Source organism: Parolsenella catena (genome assembly GCF_003966955.1).
Lineage (GTDB): Bacteria > Actinomycetota > Coriobacteriia > Coriobacteriales > Atopobiaceae > Parolsenella > Parolsenella catena.
Genome location: NZ_AP019367.1, coordinates 1,240,981 through 1,255,960 on the forward strand (window position 1 = coordinate 1,240,981; position 14,980 = coordinate 1,255,960).

The window sequence follows — 14,980 nt, forward strand, 5'->3', positions numbered from 1 at the left end:
GTCTCATATGTGGTTGCCGGGTCCCGGCTTATGCCCTTCCGGCGCTACTATGGACGATACGCACAGATGGGGCGGCGCCCCGTCTGCCCAATCGCTCACGATGCAAGGAGAAGAGCAGTGACAACGTACCATAGCACGCGCTCGCGAAACGAATCCTTAACAAGCAAGCAGGCGATTCTCGAGGGTATCGCCCAGGACGGCGGCCTGTTCGTGCGCGACGACGTTGCCGCGGGCGCGCCTTCGCTCGAGCAACTCCTCGCCGGCACCTATCAGGACCGCGCCCGCCTCGTGCTGGGGCACCTGCTCGACGACTTCACGGCCGAGGAGATCTCGACTTGCGTCGAGGCAGCCTACGGCGCCAACTTCGACTCCAAGCTCATCACCCCCGTGACGCCGTGCGGACAGGACTGGACGCTCGAGCTGTGGCACGGCCCCACGAGCGCGTTCAAGGACGTGGCACTGCAGATGCTGCCGCAGCTCATGCGCGTCTCGCGCGCCGGCGACGGGCGTCGCGTCATGATCGTCACCGCCACGAGCGGCGACACCGGCAAGGCCGCGCTCGAGGGCTTCGCCGACGTCGAGGGCACGGGCGTCACCGTGTTCTACCCGCACGGCAAGGTCTCCGACATCCAGCGCCTGCAGATGGCCACGCAGCGCGGCGCCAACGTCGCCGTCTGCGCCATCGAGGGCAACTTCGACGACGCCCAGTCCGAGGTGAAGCGCATCTTCGCCGACGAGGCCCTGCGTGCCCGCCTCGCCGAGCGAAACGTCGTGCTCTCCAGCGCCAACTCCATCAACGTCGGGCGCCTCGTGCCGCAGGTCACCTACTACTTCGACGCCTACGCGCAGCTCGCCGCCGCCGGCGCCCTCAAGCCCGGCGACGCCATCGACTTCTGCGTTCCCACGGGCAACTTCGGCGACGTGCTCGCCGGCTACTACGCCAAGCTCATGGGCCTGCCCGTGCGCACGCTCGTCGTGGCCTCGAACGCCAACGACGTGCTCACGGACTTCATCACCACCGGCACCTACGACCGCCGCCGCCCGTTCCACAAGACGATCTCTCCGTCCATGGACATCCTCGTGTCCTCGAACCTCGAGCGCCTGTTGTTCTACCTCTCCGACGGCGACTGCGAGCTCGTCTCCTCGCTCATGGCCGACCTCGCCGAGAAGGGCGCCTACACCGTGCCGCCCACGCTGCTGACACGCCTGCACGAGACGTTCGCCTGCGGCCGGGCCGACGACGCGGCCACGCGCGAGACCATTCGGGCCGTCTGGGACGAGCACCACGTGCTGCTCGACCCGCACACGGCCGTGGCCCGCCACGTGCTCGACGCGCGCCCCGCTGACGGCGTGGCCCGCGTGTGCCTGTCCACGGCGAGTCCCTACAAGTTCTCCGCCGACGTGCTCGCAGCTCTTGGTCACGACGTGTCCGGCATGGGAGGCTTTGCCTGCATGGACGCGCTCTCCGAGCTCACGGGCACCGAGCCCCCGGCGGCGCTGTCCGCCCTGCGCGACGCCGAGGAGCGCTTCGACGACGTCGTGAGCGTCTCGGACATGAACCGCTACGCGGAAGACTCGGCCGTGAGGGTCCTCGCATGATTCGCATAAGCGTACCCGCCACGAGCGCAAACCTCGGCATCGGCTACGACACGCTGGGCATGGCCGTCTCGCTGTACTCGCACTTCACGTTCGAGCGCGCCGAGAAGCTCACCATCACGGGCTGCCCCGAGGAGTTCCAAAACGAGGACAACCTCGTCTATGTCTCGCTCGTGGACGCCCTGGCCGAGTGGGGCGAGAAGCCCTTCGGCGTGGCGATAGACATTCAGACGGACGTCCCCGTCGCCCGCGGCCTGGGCTCGAGCTCGACGTGCGTCGTCGCCGGCATCATGGCCGCGGCGGCGCTCACGGGCCACACCGTGACGCGCGAGGAGCTCGTCGCCATGGCCACGCGCGTCGAGGGCCACCCGGACAACGTCGCGCCCGCCATTCTCGGCGCCGCCGTGTGCTCGTTCACGCCCGAGGGGCAGCTCCCCCGCTGCCTTCGCTATGACGTGAGCAGCCGCCTGCGGTTCCTCACGATCATCCCGCCCTACGAGGTCCACACCGCAGACGCGCGCAAGGTTGTGCCCCAGCAGGTCGCGCTCTCCACGGCCGTGTGGCAGATGGGCCGCATCGCGGGCCTCACGCGCGGGCTGGAGACGGGAGACACCGCGCTCATCGCCGCCGCGAACGACGACCGCATCCAGGAGCCCTACCGCCGCGCCCTCATCCCCGACTACGACGCCATACGCGAGACGTGCCTTGAGGGTGGCGCCGCCACGATGTGGATCTCTGGGTCGGGGTCTACGCTCATGGCAGTGACCGACGACACCATCGTGGCCAAGTTCTTGCAGGTGCGTCTGCAGGAGCGCTTCCCGCAGTGCGCCACGCACATCCTCACCTGCGACACCGAGGGCGCGCAGATCGAGTACCTCTGATAGCGGCGACGAGGGCCATGCCGCACGCGACGCCACAGCAGTCGAGCGCAATGTCTGCGATTTGGCCCGAGCGACCGGGCACGAACAGCTGAATGGTCTCGTCCGCAGACGGGACGAGCACGCCAAGGAGGGCGCGGGGCCACAAGGGACCCGTGCCCTCCTCTCTTGTGAGTGCGAGCAGGACGCCGAGCACGAGGTACTCGAGGAAGTGCGCTGCCTTGCGCACGATGAAGGTGCACGCCGAGAACTCATGGACGCCGAGGGCCGCAAGGGCGGGCCTCAGAAGCTCGGCGACGACGTTGCTCTGGGCGCTCGACTCCGGGCCGTCACACAGCGACCTGCTCCAGACGAAGCAGGCCCAGGCCGCCACGGCAAGCCAACGGACCCATGCGGCAATGCGTGGGCCCGTGGAGTGGCTTGGCTTGTCCTCGCCCATGCCTATGCCTGGTTTGCCGCGAGGTGACGGGCGCCCGTGATGTCGCCCGTGCCGTCAATCACCTTGAAGTAGTCGCGGATCTTGTGGCGCGCGAGCCTGCGGACGCTTGCGCTCTCGTTGCGCGCGAGCTCCTGGTCCACGAGAAGGTCCACGTAGCTGTCCGTGTCCACGACCTCGGGATGGCCCGCCTGGGGCCTGAACGGAATGAAGGCGGTGTCTGCCGCAAGGCCCTCGGGCTCGTCGAGCATCTCTGCGCTCGCGGGCATCGGCGCGGGCGCGGGAGCGGGAGCCGCCATGTTGACCTGCTCCTCGTAGCGCTCGTCGAGCGCGGCGAGCGCAACGGCCCATAGGTCCTGCTGCTCGTCCGTGTAGCGTTTCTTCTCGGGGAAGGCCTCCTCGGGGTTGCCGAGGCGCGCATCCAGCTCGTCTCGAACCGAGCGCGGCCGGGCCTGGGCCTGCTGCCGGACAGTGGGCGCGTCGGACGCCGGGGCCGTGGGCCGGGGTGCGGGCGTTCCCTGAGAAGCGGTGGGCGCCTGGGGCTCGGCCGCCGGCTGGGGCGTGCCCGGCTGCTGGGACTGCCAGACGGCGCGGGCGGCAGCGGCCTCGGCAGGGGTCTGGGCCGTGAAGAGCACGGCGCTGTTGCCCGCCATGGTGTCCTCGACCGACTGGCCGCCGAACGAGGCAGAGGCCACCGTGCGGACGTCTGCGCCGAACGCCTCGTCCCACCAGCTCTCGCCCACATCGCCCACCGAGCCGTCAGCGCGGGCAATCACGGGCAGGCCGTCCATCTTCGCGGCGCCGAGGCGCTCGGACAGCACGTTGGCGACGCCCTTGGCGCGGGCACTCATGCGCTCGGCGAACGTGCGTGTGCGCACATACCCTTCCGCAACGTCGACGTAGTCGCTCGAGGCCTTGGCACCTGCCTCCCAGGCGCTCCAGGCGTCCTCGATGGCCGCCTCCGCCTGCTCGGAGTCGGAGACGGACTGGACGCGGATGTTGCCGGTCTGCTCCCACTCGCGCATGGCCGAGGGACGGGACTGCGCGGAGCGCGCGGCCGTCTCGTCGGCAGCGGGCGCGGAGGCGCCGGCGGTGCGTCGCACGGGCTCGTGCGCGGCGGCCATGGCCGAGGCAACCTCGTCACGTGCGGCGCGGGAGGCCACGGCGTGAGACACGACGGCCGAGATGCCACCTGCGACGACGGCACCGACGACGCAGCCGGCGGCAAACGTGAACGCAGGGTCAGACGTGGGAACCTCGTGGCCCATGACCGTAAGCGCCTGCGCGCACGTGGGGACGCCCCATGCGCAAGCTCCGGCCAGGCCGGCATAGATGGCAGGATTTGCTCGCCTGCTCGTCATGACCCAACGCCTCCCTGTGAGGCGACGGCAGCGAGTCCTCAGACGCTATTGCGGCGACGGCCCGAGCGCCTAACGGGCTACTCGGCCAATCGGGCAACGGTGTGGTCTGGTTTGGGTGCGTGTACCGTCGCTCGTACGAATTTCCTAGGTGGACGCAACGCGTCCGTCAGAAGCACTATACAGCAGTTTCATTGCCATTTTCATGCGAGGCTCATTCGCGGGGCGTTTTTGCATGCCTAGCACCTTGCCGTAGCGTTATTGCACGCTCACGCGGCCCCAGCGCGAAAAACGCCACGTGAAAGAGAGGCGGGGACGAGCCGGCGTCGCCAGCCCGCCCCCGCACATCGCCTACAGCGGATCGGAGTACTCGCTCTGCTGGGCCTTCTTGGCCGAGCGAATGAGGAACTCCTCGTTGTTAGAGGTGGCCTTCAGGCTCTTGATGAGTGAGTTCTCAGCGCGCTCGATGTTGTTCATGTTCGCAAGGATGCGGCGCAGGCCCCACACGAACGGCTGGAGCTCGGGGTCGATGAGCAGCTCCTCGTTGCGCGTTCCGGAGGCAACCGGGTCGATGGCCGGGAAGATGCGCTTGTCGGCCAGCTCGCGATCGAGCTTGAGCTCCATGTTGCCCGTGCCCTTGAACTCCTCGAAGATGACCTCGTCCATCTTGGAACCCGTCTCGACGAGCGCCGAGGCCAGGATCGTGAGCGAGCCACCGTTCTCGATGTTGCGCGCGGCGCCCAGGAACTTCTTGGGCGGGTAGAGCGCCGAGGCGTCCACGCCGCCGGACAGGATGCGTCCGCTCGCCGGCTGGGCGAGGTTGTAGGCGCGGGCGAGGCGCGTGATGGAGTCGAGGATGACCACGACGTCGCGGCCCATCTCCACGAGACGCTTTGCGCGCTCGATGACGAGCTCGGAGACGGCCGTGTGGTTGTCCGCGGGCATGTCGAACGTAGAGGCCACGACGTCGCCGCGGATGGAGCGTTGCATGTCGGTGACCTCCTCGGGACGCTCGTCCACGAGCAGGCAGATGAGGTGCACCTCGGGGTTGTTGGCGGCAATGGACTCGCATATGCGCTTGAGCACCGTCGTCTTGCCGGCCTTGGGCGGACTCACGATGAGGCCGCGCTGGCCCTTGCCGATGGGCGCCACGAGGTCGATGGCGCGTCCGGTGATGGAGTCGCGGCCGTGCTCCATGGTGAGGCGCTCGTTGGGATAGACGGGCGTGAGGTCGCGGAAGCGCGGACGCGAGCGAAGCACCTCGGGCAGAAGGCCGTTCACGGAGGCGACCTTCTGCAGCGCCGGGTACTTGTCGTTGGGACGGCTGGGGCGCACGGTGCCCTCGACCCAATCGCCACGGCGCAGGCCCATGTGCTTGATGAGCTGCTGGGGGACGAAGGCGTCGTCATCCCCGGGCATGTAGTTGCCCGTGCGGACGAAGCCGTAGCCCTCGTTCGTGAGGTCAAGCACGCCCGCGACGTCGCGGAAGCCCTCCGCGCGCGCAGAGGCAACGTAGACGTCCTCGACGAGCTGGGCCTTCCTCACGCCAACGTACTCGACGCCCAGGCCGGCGGCGTGCACGCGCAGCTCGGCGACGAGCATGGACGAGAGCATCTCTCGGGACAGCTTGGGCTCCACGATGCCCTGTCCGGCGTTGTTGCTGCCATGGCGGCCGCGACGCCTGTTGTTCTGGTACTGCTGGTTGCGACCCTGCTGGCTGCGGCCACCGCGGTTGTCACGATTGTCGCGGTAGTCGCGGTTCTCGCGCTGGACATGGCCTCGCTGGGGCTTTGGCTGCTCGCGCTGCTGGGACTCGCGGTCGCGGGTGGGCGCGGCCTCGTGGTCCGCCGTCTCGGCGTCCTTGTGCTGACGCGTGCGACGGCGCTTGGGCTGCGGAGCATCCTCGGACTGCTTGGGCGCGCCGGTCTGCTTGGGACCGGCGGCCTGCGGAGCAGCCGCGTCCTCGCCCTGGGGCTTGCGTTGACGGGTACGACGGCGCTTTGGCGCCTGGACGTCCTCGTTCTTCTCTTCTGTCACGTGGGTGATCCTTCGTGTCTGGCGAACTTTTCGCCTCCCGGCACATGGCAGGACTTGGGGACGGGTCTGGAATGCAACCGCACCTGGGCGAAGCTGTCATGCTGGGGACATGGAAGAGCGCCGATATGCGGCGCAAATGGGTCATTTGACCCTTATCGACCGTGACTATAGCACTGAAGGGCTGTTCGCGCGAGCATGACCGACTCGAAGCGACTCGAGCTGCTCCTCAACCTGCCTCGCGCGCCGCCTGCCCGCGTCCGCGAGGCACACGCCGGCGATGCCGCGCGCATCCGGCTCGGAGCGACCGGCGAGGCCGGCCTTCTCGAGGGAAGAGACGGCCATGGACACCGTCGGCTGCAAAAGGCCAAGGTAGGAGACGAGCTCGCTTACCGTACGGCCACGCTCGTTGTCAGCCGTGTCGGCAAGGGCCATGAGCACCATGTCGGCAGAGGACACGGTGGCCCTCGCGCACTCGTCGATGATGAGCGACATCCTGCGAGGGGTGCAGCGGCACAGGGGCATGCCGGCCGTGATGTTGCGACAGACGCCCGTGACGATGCGCCTGACCTCGCTCACGCCCGCGTCCGTCAGGGAGCAGCAGACGCTCCTGCGGTCGGTCCGACCCATGCGACGCTCGATGAGGCCAAGCTCGGAAAGGTGCCAGGCCCTGTGCGTCATGGTTGGTCTGAGCACTCCCTGGTGCTCGGCTATCTCCGAAGTGCGGAGCGGCTTGCCCACGTTCGCGAGGTGGCACATGATGCCGAGCTCGTCGAACGTGACGCGGCCGGAGGCAGGCGTGGACTGGCGCACCAGGCCAAAGGCCCGGCGTACGGATAGATACTCACACACCTTCAACGACAAGACCCCCGAGAAGCAGCGTACTAGCTCATTCCTAGGATACCCCTAATTATCTCCGTTGAGCGCTAAATTTAGGGATAGTAGCCGAATTTGTTGCTCGGCAATGAAAAAGCCCGGCACATGACATGTGTCGGGCTTCAAAGGTTCAATGAGCGGACGTTGCGGCGCGTGCGCTACATGCGCTCCGGGGCGCTGACGCCGATGAGCGAGAGCGTGAGCGCGAGCACGCGACGGCAGGCGTCGCAGGCGGCGAGTCGGGCCGTGGAGACGACCGCGTCGACCGGGCGTCCCTCGCTGGGCAGCACCTGGCAGACGGTGTAGAAGGCGTGGAACGCCGCGGCGAGCTCCTGCGCGTAGTGCGTGAGGCGGAACGGAGCGCGGTCGCGGGCGCACCCCTCGACGAGCTCCCCGAACTCGCCGAGCTTGCGGGCAAGCGCGGCCTCGGTGGGGTCGGTGAGCACGGACAGGTCGCAGTCGATCGGGCAGGCGCGCAGGGCAACCTCGTTCATGCCGAGCTTGGCGGCCTGCTCGGCCGTCACGCCGGCGGCGCGGCGCAGGATGGAGCAGATGCGCGCGTGGGCGTACTGGACGTAGTAGACGGGGTTCGTGTTGTCCTGGCGCTTCACGGCCTCGATGTCAAAGTCGATCATCTGGTTGGAGCTCTTGGACACGAGCGTGAAGCGCGTGGCGTCGGCACCCACCTCGTCGAGCAGCTCGCGCAGCGGGACCATGGTGCCCTTGCGCTTGCTCATCTTGACGGGCTGGCCGTTGCGCAGCAGGTTCACGAGCTGGCCGAGGAGCACCTCGAACTTGCCCTCGTAGCCCAGGGCATCGGTGGCGGCGCGCACGCGGGCGATGTAGCCGTGGTGGTCGGCGCCCCACACGTCGATGACGTGGTCGACGCGCTCGTACTTGTTCCAGTGGTAGGCCACGTCGGAGGCAAAGTAGGTGTAGGCGCCATCGGCCTTCACGAGCACGCGGTCCTTGTCGTCACCGAAGTCGGTGGAGCGGAACCACAGGGCGCCGTCCTTCTCGAACAGGTATCCCTGCTCGCGCAGGCGTGCGAAGGCACGGTCGACGGCACTCGTGCCGTTTGCGTCCTTCTCGTAGAGGGAACGCTCGGAGAACCACTGGTCAAAGTCGGTGCGCATGTCCGTGCAGGTCTGGCGGATGTCGTCGAGCATGAGCTTGTAGCCGCGCTCGCGGAACGACAGCATGCGCTCCTCGGCGTCCGCGCTGACCCAGCGCGTGCCGTCGGCCTCCATGAAGTGGGCGGCGAGGTCGATGATGTAGTCTCCGCCGTAGGAGTCGGCACCGAGCTTGGCGCGGAAGGCGTCCATGTAGGGGTGGGAGTCGGGGTGCTCGTCGGCCTCGTCCTCGACGAAGGCGCTCCAGTCGGCGATGAGGGCCTCGTGGGCGGCGTGGGCGTCGACGCCCTTCTCGTCCATGATCTGGGCGAGCTGCAGGTAGCGCTCGGACACGGAGTTGCCGAACGTGTTCATCTGGTTGCCGTGGTCGTTGACGTAGTATTCGCGCTCCACGTCATAGCCCGCGTGCTCGAGGACGCGGGAGAGCGAGTCTCCCAGGGCCGCCCAGCGTCCGTGGCCGATGTGCAGCGGGCCCACGGGGTTGGCCGAGACGAACTCCACCTGGACGCGCTGGCCGGCGCCGAGGTCGGAGCGGCCGAAGTCGGCGCCCTGGACGCGAGCCGTGCGAAAGACCTCGTTGCCGGCGGCCACGGACAGGTAGATGTTGACGAAGCCGGGTCCGGCGACGTCCACGTGGTCGACCTCGGGCGAGTCGGGCAGGTGCTTGGCGATGGCCTCGGCGATGGCGCGGGGCGCCATGCGGGCGGCCTTGGCGCTGCGCAGGGCAACGGTGCTCGTCCAGTCTCCGTGCGAGGAATCGGCCGGGCGCTCGAGACCGAGGTCAGCGACCTCGAACTGAGGCAGCTCACCGGCCGCCTGCGCCTCCTCGACCGCTGCGCGGACCAGCTTCTCGATCGTCTCGACCACGATGTATCCCTTCTACGTGCGCGATGTAACTGGTTGATTCTAGCAGATGCGCAAGGGCGGGCGAACCAAAGGGGACGGGTCCCGTTGGCACCTTGTCAGGTTCGGGACCAAAGGGGACGGGTCCCGTTGGCACCTTGTCAGGTTCGGGACCAAAGGGGACGGGTCCCGTTGGCGCCTTGTCAGGTTCGGGACCAAAGGAACCCGTCCCCTCTGGCGCCCCCCCTGGCGCCGGCGGCTAGGCCCGCTGGGCCGTGCGCTCCTCGCGCACGAGGCGCTGGCGCAGGCGCGAGAGCTCCGCCTCGATGCCCACGGGATAGACCTGCGGGTTCAGGAAGCGGCGAACGGCCGGGTCAAGGTGCATGAGGGCATCCTTGCACGCGCGCTTGGACTCCTCGAGGGTCGGAGCCTCGCCCGCGCGCACGCCGCCGCGCACGACGGGGACGAGAAGGTCTTGGCACTCGTAGCCGGCAAAGTCATAGGTGGTCTCGGCGTCCATGACGTCAACGGCGGCGCTCGGGGTGGCCTGGGGCATCGTCTCGTCGTAGATGACGTCTCCCACCGGGCAGCCCGCCTCGTCATAGAAGCGCGCCACCTGCTGGATGCCGGGGATCGTGCGCTTGTAGGCAACCTCGGACAGCTTCATCGTGGGGCGCCAGGAGCTCTCACCGGCCTTGCGGACGGCGCTGAGCTTGTAGACGCCGCCGAGCGAGGGCTGCGGGTCGCACGTGGCGAGCTTGGTGCCCACGCCAAACGAGTCGATGGGCGCACCCTGGGCAAACAGCGACTGGATGGTGTACTCGTCGAGGTCGTTGGAGGCCGACACCCTCACGTAGGGAAGGCCCGCCTCGTCAAACGCCCTGCGCGCGAACTTGGAGAGCTTGGCGAGGTCACCCGAGTCGATGCGCACGGCCGCAAGGCGCTCGCCCGCCGCCTCCATCTCCTTGGCGACGGTGATGGCGTTGGCCACGCCCTGGTGGACGTCGTAGGTGTCCACGAGCAACACGCAGTTCTTGGGGCTCGTGCGGGCAAAGGCGCGGAAGGCCTCGAGCTCGGAGGGAAACGCCATGACCCAGGAGTGGGCGTGCGTGCCAAAGACGGGGATACCGTAGATCTTGCCCGCAAGGCAGTTGGACGTGGAGCTCGCGCCGCCCACGTAGGAGGCGCGGGCCACGGCAAGGCCGCCGTCCGGCCCCTGGGCGCGGCGCAGGCCAAAGTCGGAGACCGCATGGCCCTCGGCGGCCTGGACCACGCGCGCGGTCTTGGTGGCCACGAGCGTCTGGAAGTTCACGAGGTTGAGCAGGGCGGTCTCGATGAGCTGGCAGGCGGCCATGGGTCCCTGCACGCGCACGAGCGGCTCACGCGGGAACACGACCTGCCCCTCGGGCACGGCCCAGACGTCGACGTCCATCGCAAAGCCGCCCAGCCACTCGAGGAATGCTGGCTTGAACAGCGCGCCGCCACCCGGAGCCTGGATGGAGCCAAGGTAGGCGATGTCCTCGTCCGTGTAGCGGAAGTTCTCGACCAGGTCCGCGATCTGGCCCGTGCCGCAGGCGATAGCGTAGCCGCCGTCGAACGGTGCGTCGCGGAAGAAGACCGTGAAGCACGCCTCGGCGTCCACGAGGCCGCTCTCCCAGAATCCCTGGGCCATCGTGAGCTCGTACAGGTCCGTGTTGAGCGAGACGTCCGTGGGCCTCGTTGCGTCCGTGAGCGACATTGCGCTCCCCTCTTTCGTGTGTTGCGTTGCGCCGGATGTGTTGCGCGCGTGGCACCCGCCGCACCGATGCGGGCGGCTGTGACCCTAGTTGGCGATGAGGCCGCCGCCTACGACGCTGATGACGAACAGCGCCACGATGACGGCGAGCGCGAGCAGGACGATCTTCTGGCCAACGGGCATCTTGAGGTCGTCGTCGGGCTCCATGTACTCGCGGGCGCGCTCGCGGCGCTGGGCATCGAGCGCGTCGCGCTCGGCCTCGGCCTTCTCGACGCGCAGGCGCTCGAGCTCGACCTTCTGCGCGGCGTCTGCCTGGGCACGCTCGCGGGCGGCCTTCTCGGCACGCAGGCGCCGGAGCTCCTCGCGCTCCTCGTCGGTCAGGGGTGTCTCGTCTGCCATGGATGCTCCTCGTGTCTGCCCCATGGGGCATGGTTTGGTTGGCTGGGTTCTCGGCCTTTAGTCTAGCCGTTCCGGGTGGGCGCTAGTCGCGCCGGGGCAGCTCCAGCTCCGGGCCATCGACGCCCGTCATGTCAAAGGCCGGCACGAAGCTCTCCGAGACCGTGCCGCCCTGCTGCCACCACATGCGCTCGAATCCCAGGTCGTCCGCATGGTCGAGCACGAGCTCGTACTCCTCGTCCGTAACGGCGCGTGCTAGCTCCCCGCCGTGGGCGCGGCACGCCTCGTTTGGCGTGTACTGGTTCATGACGGAGATGTCCACGTCGTTGCCGGCAAGCTCCCACACGCGGTCGAGCACGGCCATGGAGTCCTGCGCATGCCCCGGGAGCACGAGGTGGCGGACGATGATGCCGCGCAGCATCCTGCCGTCCTGCCCATTGGCGGCGCCACCGCAGGCGCGCACGCTCTCGAGCATGGCCGAGAGGGCGCGCGAGGCCACCTCGGGATAGTCGCGGGCGCGGGAAAGCCTGGCGGCAAGGTCTGCGCTCGCGTACTTGAAGTCCGTGAGCCACACGTCCACGACCTGCGAGAGCAGTCGGACGCACTCGGGCGTCTCGTAGCCGCCCGTGTTGCACACGATGGGAATGGAGAGGCCGGCCTCGCGGGCCAAGCGCGCCGCCTCGACGACCTGCGGCGCAAAGTGGCCGGGGGTCACGAGGTTGATGTTGAGCGCGCCCTGGTCCTGGAGCTCGAGCATCATCTGGGCCACGCGGGCAACGGAGATGTCCGCCCCGAAGTTGCCCGAGCTGATCTGGGCGTTCTGGCAGAAGACGCAGCGAAGCGTGCAGGCCGAGAAGAAGATGGCGCCGGAGCCGGCCTCGCCCGAGATGGGCGGCTCCTCCCAGAAGTGCAGGGCCGAGCGGGCCACGCGCAGGCTCGACGTGGCCCCGCAGGCTCCCCGCGCCCCCGCGGCACGGTTTGCCCCGCACGAGCGCGGGCAGAGGTGGCAAGAGGCGTATTCGCGCGGCATCTGCTCCATGGGGCCTCCCAACGGCCCCGCCGCCACGACGAGGCTCGATACAAAAAGAGCGGACCACATCGTGGCCCGCTCGGCAATTCCTGGTGGAGACGAAGGGAATCGAACCCTCGGCCTCTGCCATGCGACGGCAGCGCTCTCCCAGCTGAGCTACGTCCCCAGGCGCGTTTGCGCGAGGGCTATTGTACCGTGACGAGAGCCCCTGTCAAACGAGAAAGTGCATGAGGCGACAAAAAACAACGTCGCTCCCCGCAGGTGCGATAATGAACCCACCTCTCAGAAGGTGGGTGCCCTCGCCGGCTGTTCCAGCTTCCCCCGAGCGGAGGATGCCTGTACTGAGCTCGGTATATGGGCTCCCAGGAAACGCTTGTCGGTTCACCCAGTTTGCCCTGCGGGGAGCTGACATCTCCACTATACCCAAGCCGTTCGTCTATGCCAGTCTTGACATGAGGCGGCGCTCGGTTTTGCCCCCTGAGCCAGCGACAACAAGCTGGTATCATAGATATGTTTCATCGATTGGAAACCTTGTGCCGGCGATGCCCGCGACTGCGAAAGGCTGCACGTTTTGGTGAGAGAGTGGATCCCGTATGCGTCCCTGTTCGTCACGGCGCTCGTCGTGACGCTCGTGGCGACGCCGCTCGCCCGCATCATCGCCACGCGCCTGGGCGCCGTCGACAAGCCCAGCAAGCGCCGCATCAACAAGAGAACGATTCCCCGCATGGGCGGCATCGCCATCTTCCTCGCGCTCGTCGCCGCGGCGGCGGTCCAGATCATGGGCACCAGATGGCTCGGCTGGCCCAGCGTGCTCACGCCCGGCAGGTTCTCCACCGTCAACTACCCGCTGCTTGGCGTCTCGTTCCTCGTGATCTTTCTCACAGGGGCCATTGACGACGTCGTGCAGCTCAAGCCGCTCGCAAAGCTTGCGGGCCAGGTCTTGGCCGCCATCATTGCCGTCATGGCCGGCCTCACCGTGGGCGCCATCGTCAACCCGTTTGCCCCGGGCGAGGTCGTGCTCGGCTGGGTGGCGTGCCCCATGACGGTCATATACCTCGTTGCCTACGTGAACATCATCAACCTCATCGACGGGCTCGACGGCCTGGCCTCGGGCATCACGTTCATCTCGAGCTGCACGCTGTTCTTTCTGGCCACGCAGTCCGGCCGGCTCGACGCCGCCGCCGTCTCCATCGCCGTTGCCGGCGCCACGCTCGGCTTTCTGCGCTACAACTTCAACCCGGCATCCATCTTCCTCGGTGACTCCGGCTCGCTGCTCCTCGGCTTTGCCCTGGGCGCGGTATCGCTGCTCAACGTGAGGCGCGTGGCCGGCCTCACGACGATCATCGTGCCGCTCGTCATCTCGTTCGTGCCCATCATCGACACGTTCTCGGCCATCATCCGACGCAAGCGCGCCCACGTGAGCGTGGGCCAGGCCGACAAGGGCCACATCCACCACCGCCTCATCCAGGACGGTTACAACCAGCGCCAGGCCGTGCTGCTCATGTACCTGTGGACCGCCATGCTGAGCGGGGGCGCCATCTTGATGACCAAGATCGAGACCGCCCCCAGGATCATCGTGTTCTGCGTGCTCATCGGCGCCTCTTTTGGCTTCGCCGCGCACCTTCACCTGTTCGACCCGGTCCTTTTGCACCACTACAACCCCAAGAGCGGCGAGGACGAGCTCGTCTCCCCCGATGACCCGGCCTTCGCCGTGGAGCAGGCCCGCCGCGAGGAGAAGTCCGAGGAGCGCCGCGAGGAGTTCGTGGACCGCCTTCTGCATCACGACGACGAGTAGAGCGCGGGCGTTTGCGCGTCGCCGCGCCGCGCCCAAATGGCACAGCCTGCCTGCGAGCCAGTGATGCGCAAATCCGCGCGTTTGTCACATTCTGGCGTACACAACGGCGCAGACGTAACGATTACGCTGTTGTGACGCAGAAGCGGACACGCCAAAGACATCTCGTCCCAGAGGCATCTGACACCTTTGGGACACTCCCAGAAACAAAGAGAGGCCCGCACGCGATTGCATGCGGGCCTCGAAGCCACGAATATGTGGGTCGCTTACTCGGCGTCGGCGAGGGCCTTCTTGGCGACCTCGGCCAGGGCGGCGAACGCAGCCTCGTCCTCGTAGGCGATCTGCGAGAGGACCTTGCGGTCCAGCTCGACGCCGGCGAGCTTCAGGCCGTGCATGAACGTGGAGTAGCTCATGTCGTTCATGCGGGCGGCGGCGTTGATGCGCTGGATCCAGAGACGACGGACGTCGCGCTTCTTGTTGCGGCGGTCACGGTACTGGTACTGCAGGGAGTGCTGGACCTGCTCCTTCATGCCGCGGAAGGTGCGGGAGGAAGTGCCGTAGTAGCCCTTGGAGAGCTCCTTGAGGGTCTGACGCTTCTTACGGCCAGCAACGGCGCGCTTGACTCGTGCCATGTTAGATCAACTCCTAGTGAAAAAAGAACGGACAGGCGCGAGTGCGCTACTTGCCCATGCGGGACGAAACGACCTTGACGTCGGCCTTGGCGAGCTCGGTCTCCTTGCGGAAACCGCGGATGCGCTTCTGGGACTTCTTGGTCAGGATGTGGCTCTTGAAAGCCTTGGCGCGCATGATCTTGCCGGTGCCGGTGCGGCGGAAACGCTTGGCCGTACCCTTGTGCGTCTTCATCTTAGGCAT

Annotated in this window: 13 protein-coding genes and 1 tRNA gene; 3 read left to right on the forward strand and 11 right to left on the reverse strand. The window is 67.5% G+C overall.

The annotated features are described in order from the left end of the window. Positions 1 to 66 precede the first annotated feature (66 nt). Positions 67 to 1,599, forward strand: a complete 1,533-nt coding sequence (gene thrC / locus Pcatena_RS05635) for a threonine synthase (protein ID WP_126422418.1) — start codon at positions 67 to 69, stop codon at positions 1,597 to 1,599. Further along, positions 1,596 to 2,477 (forward strand): homoserine kinase, encoded by an 882-nt coding sequence (thrB, locus tag Pcatena_RS05640; RefSeq protein ID WP_126422420.1) that lies wholly within the window; start codon positions 1,596 to 1,598, stop codon positions 2,475 to 2,477. The genes thrC and thrB overlap by 4 nt, the downstream gene beginning before the upstream one ends. Here the strand turns inward: thrB and Pcatena_RS05645 are convergent. From Pcatena_RS05645 to Pcatena_RS05685, 9 genes are all read right to left on the reverse strand, one after another. After that, a complete protein-coding gene (locus Pcatena_RS05645; protein ID WP_126422422.1) occupies positions 2,437 to 2,913 on the reverse strand; it encodes a VanZ family protein in 477 nt (158 codons plus the stop codon). The genes thrB and Pcatena_RS05645 overlap by 41 nt on opposite strands. 2 nt (positions 2,914 to 2,915) lie before the next feature. Then, entirely contained in the window at positions 2,916 to 4,271 is a 1,356-nt protein-coding gene (locus Pcatena_RS05650) for a hypothetical protein (RefSeq protein ID WP_126422424.1), read from the reverse strand. A gap of 348 nt (positions 4,272 to 4,619) precedes the next feature. Further along, positions 4,620 to 6,305 (reverse strand): transcription termination factor Rho, encoded by a 1,686-nt coding sequence (gene rho, locus Pcatena_RS05655; RefSeq protein ID WP_332835570.1) that lies wholly within the window; start codon positions 6,303 to 6,305, stop codon positions 4,620 to 4,622. A 165-nt stretch (positions 6,306 to 6,470) separates the two neighbouring features. After that, positions 6,471 to 7,154 carry a MarR family transcriptional regulator gene (locus tag Pcatena_RS05660; protein WP_126422426.1) on the reverse strand — a complete coding sequence of 228 codons (684 nt, stop codon included), beginning with the start codon at positions 7,152 to 7,154 and terminating at the stop codon, positions 6,471 to 6,473. A 182-nt stretch (positions 7,155 to 7,336) separates the two neighbouring features. Then, positions 7,337 to 9,178: an arginine--tRNA ligase gene (gene argS, locus Pcatena_RS05665; RefSeq protein ID WP_126422428.1), complete on the reverse strand. Its 1,842-nt coding sequence runs from the start codon at positions 9,176 to 9,178 to the stop codon at positions 7,337 to 7,339. A gap of 235 nt (positions 9,179 to 9,413) precedes the next feature. Further along, a complete protein-coding gene (locus tag Pcatena_RS05670; RefSeq protein WP_126422430.1) occupies positions 9,414 to 10,892 on the reverse strand; it encodes a nicotinate phosphoribosyltransferase in 1,479 nt (492 codons plus the stop codon). 84 nt (positions 10,893 to 10,976) lie between these two features. Then, positions 10,977 to 11,288 (reverse strand): hypothetical protein, encoded by a 312-nt coding sequence (locus tag Pcatena_RS05675; protein ID WP_126422432.1) that lies wholly within the window; start codon positions 11,286 to 11,288, stop codon positions 10,977 to 10,979. 82 nt (positions 11,289 to 11,370) lie between these two features. Then, positions 11,371 to 12,324 carry a radical SAM protein gene (locus tag Pcatena_RS05680; RefSeq protein ID WP_126422434.1) on the reverse strand — a complete coding sequence of 318 codons (954 nt, stop codon included), beginning with the start codon at positions 12,322 to 12,324 and terminating at the stop codon, positions 11,371 to 11,373. Positions 12,325 to 12,405: 81 nt separating this feature from the next. Continuing rightward, positions 12,406 to 12,481 (reverse strand) — tRNA-Ala (locus Pcatena_RS05685). A gap of 408 nt (positions 12,482 to 12,889) precedes the next feature. On the opposite strand from Pcatena_RS05685, the gene Pcatena_RS05690 reads away from it, so the two are divergent. After that, a complete protein-coding gene (locus Pcatena_RS05690; RefSeq protein WP_408634294.1) occupies positions 12,890 to 14,110 on the forward strand; it encodes a glycosyltransferase family 4 protein in 1,221 nt (406 codons plus the stop codon). A gap of 263 nt (positions 14,111 to 14,373) precedes the next feature. Here the strand turns inward: Pcatena_RS05690 and rplT are convergent, their stop codons facing one another. Beyond that, positions 14,374 to 14,739, reverse strand: coding sequence for a 50S ribosomal protein L20 (gene rplT, locus Pcatena_RS05695; protein ID WP_126422436.1), 366 nt, complete (start codon positions 14,737 to 14,739; stop codon positions 14,374 to 14,376). Between the two features lie 46 nt (positions 14,740 to 14,785). Then, positions 14,786 to 14,980 carry a 50S ribosomal protein L35 gene (rpmI, locus tag Pcatena_RS05700; protein ID WP_073293983.1) on the reverse strand — a complete coding sequence of 65 codons (195 nt, stop codon included), beginning with the start codon at positions 14,978 to 14,980 and terminating at the stop codon, positions 14,786 to 14,788.

Bases quoted from the DNA above. Each gene is read 5' to 3' on its own strand.
- thrC (WP_126422418.1), top strand. From the start codon at position 67: ATGGGGCGGCGCCCCGTCTGCCCAATCGCTCACGATGCAAGGAGAAGA.
- thrB (WP_126422420.1), top strand. From the start codon at position 1,596: ATGATTCGCATAAGCGTACCCGCCACGAGCGCAAACCTCGGCATCGGC.
- Pcatena_RS05645 (WP_126422422.1), bottom strand. From the start codon at position 2,913: ATGGGCGAGGACAAGCCAAGCCACTCCACGGGCCCACGCATTGCCGCA.
- Pcatena_RS05650 (WP_126422424.1), bottom strand. From the start codon at position 4,271: ATGACGAGCAGGCGAGCAAATCCTGCCATCTATGCCGGCCTGGCCGGA.
- Pcatena_RS05670 (WP_126422430.1), bottom strand. From the start codon at position 10,892: ATGTCGCTCACGGACGCAACGAGGCCCACGGACGTCTCGCTCAACACG.
- Pcatena_RS05675 (WP_126422432.1), bottom strand. From the start codon at position 11,288: ATGGCAGACGAGACACCCCTGACCGACGAGGAGCGCGAGGAGCTCCGG.
- Pcatena_RS05680 (WP_126422434.1), bottom strand. From the start codon at position 12,324: ATGGAGCAGATGCCGCGCGAATACGCCTCTTGCCACCTCTGCCCGCGC.
- rplT (WP_126422436.1), bottom strand. From the start codon at position 14,739: ATGGCACGAGTCAAGCGCGCCGTTGCTGGCCGTAAGAAGCGTCAGACC.
- rpmI (WP_073293983.1), bottom strand. From the start codon at position 14,980: ATGCCTAAGATGAAGACGCACAAGGGTACGGCCAAGCGTTTCCGCCGC.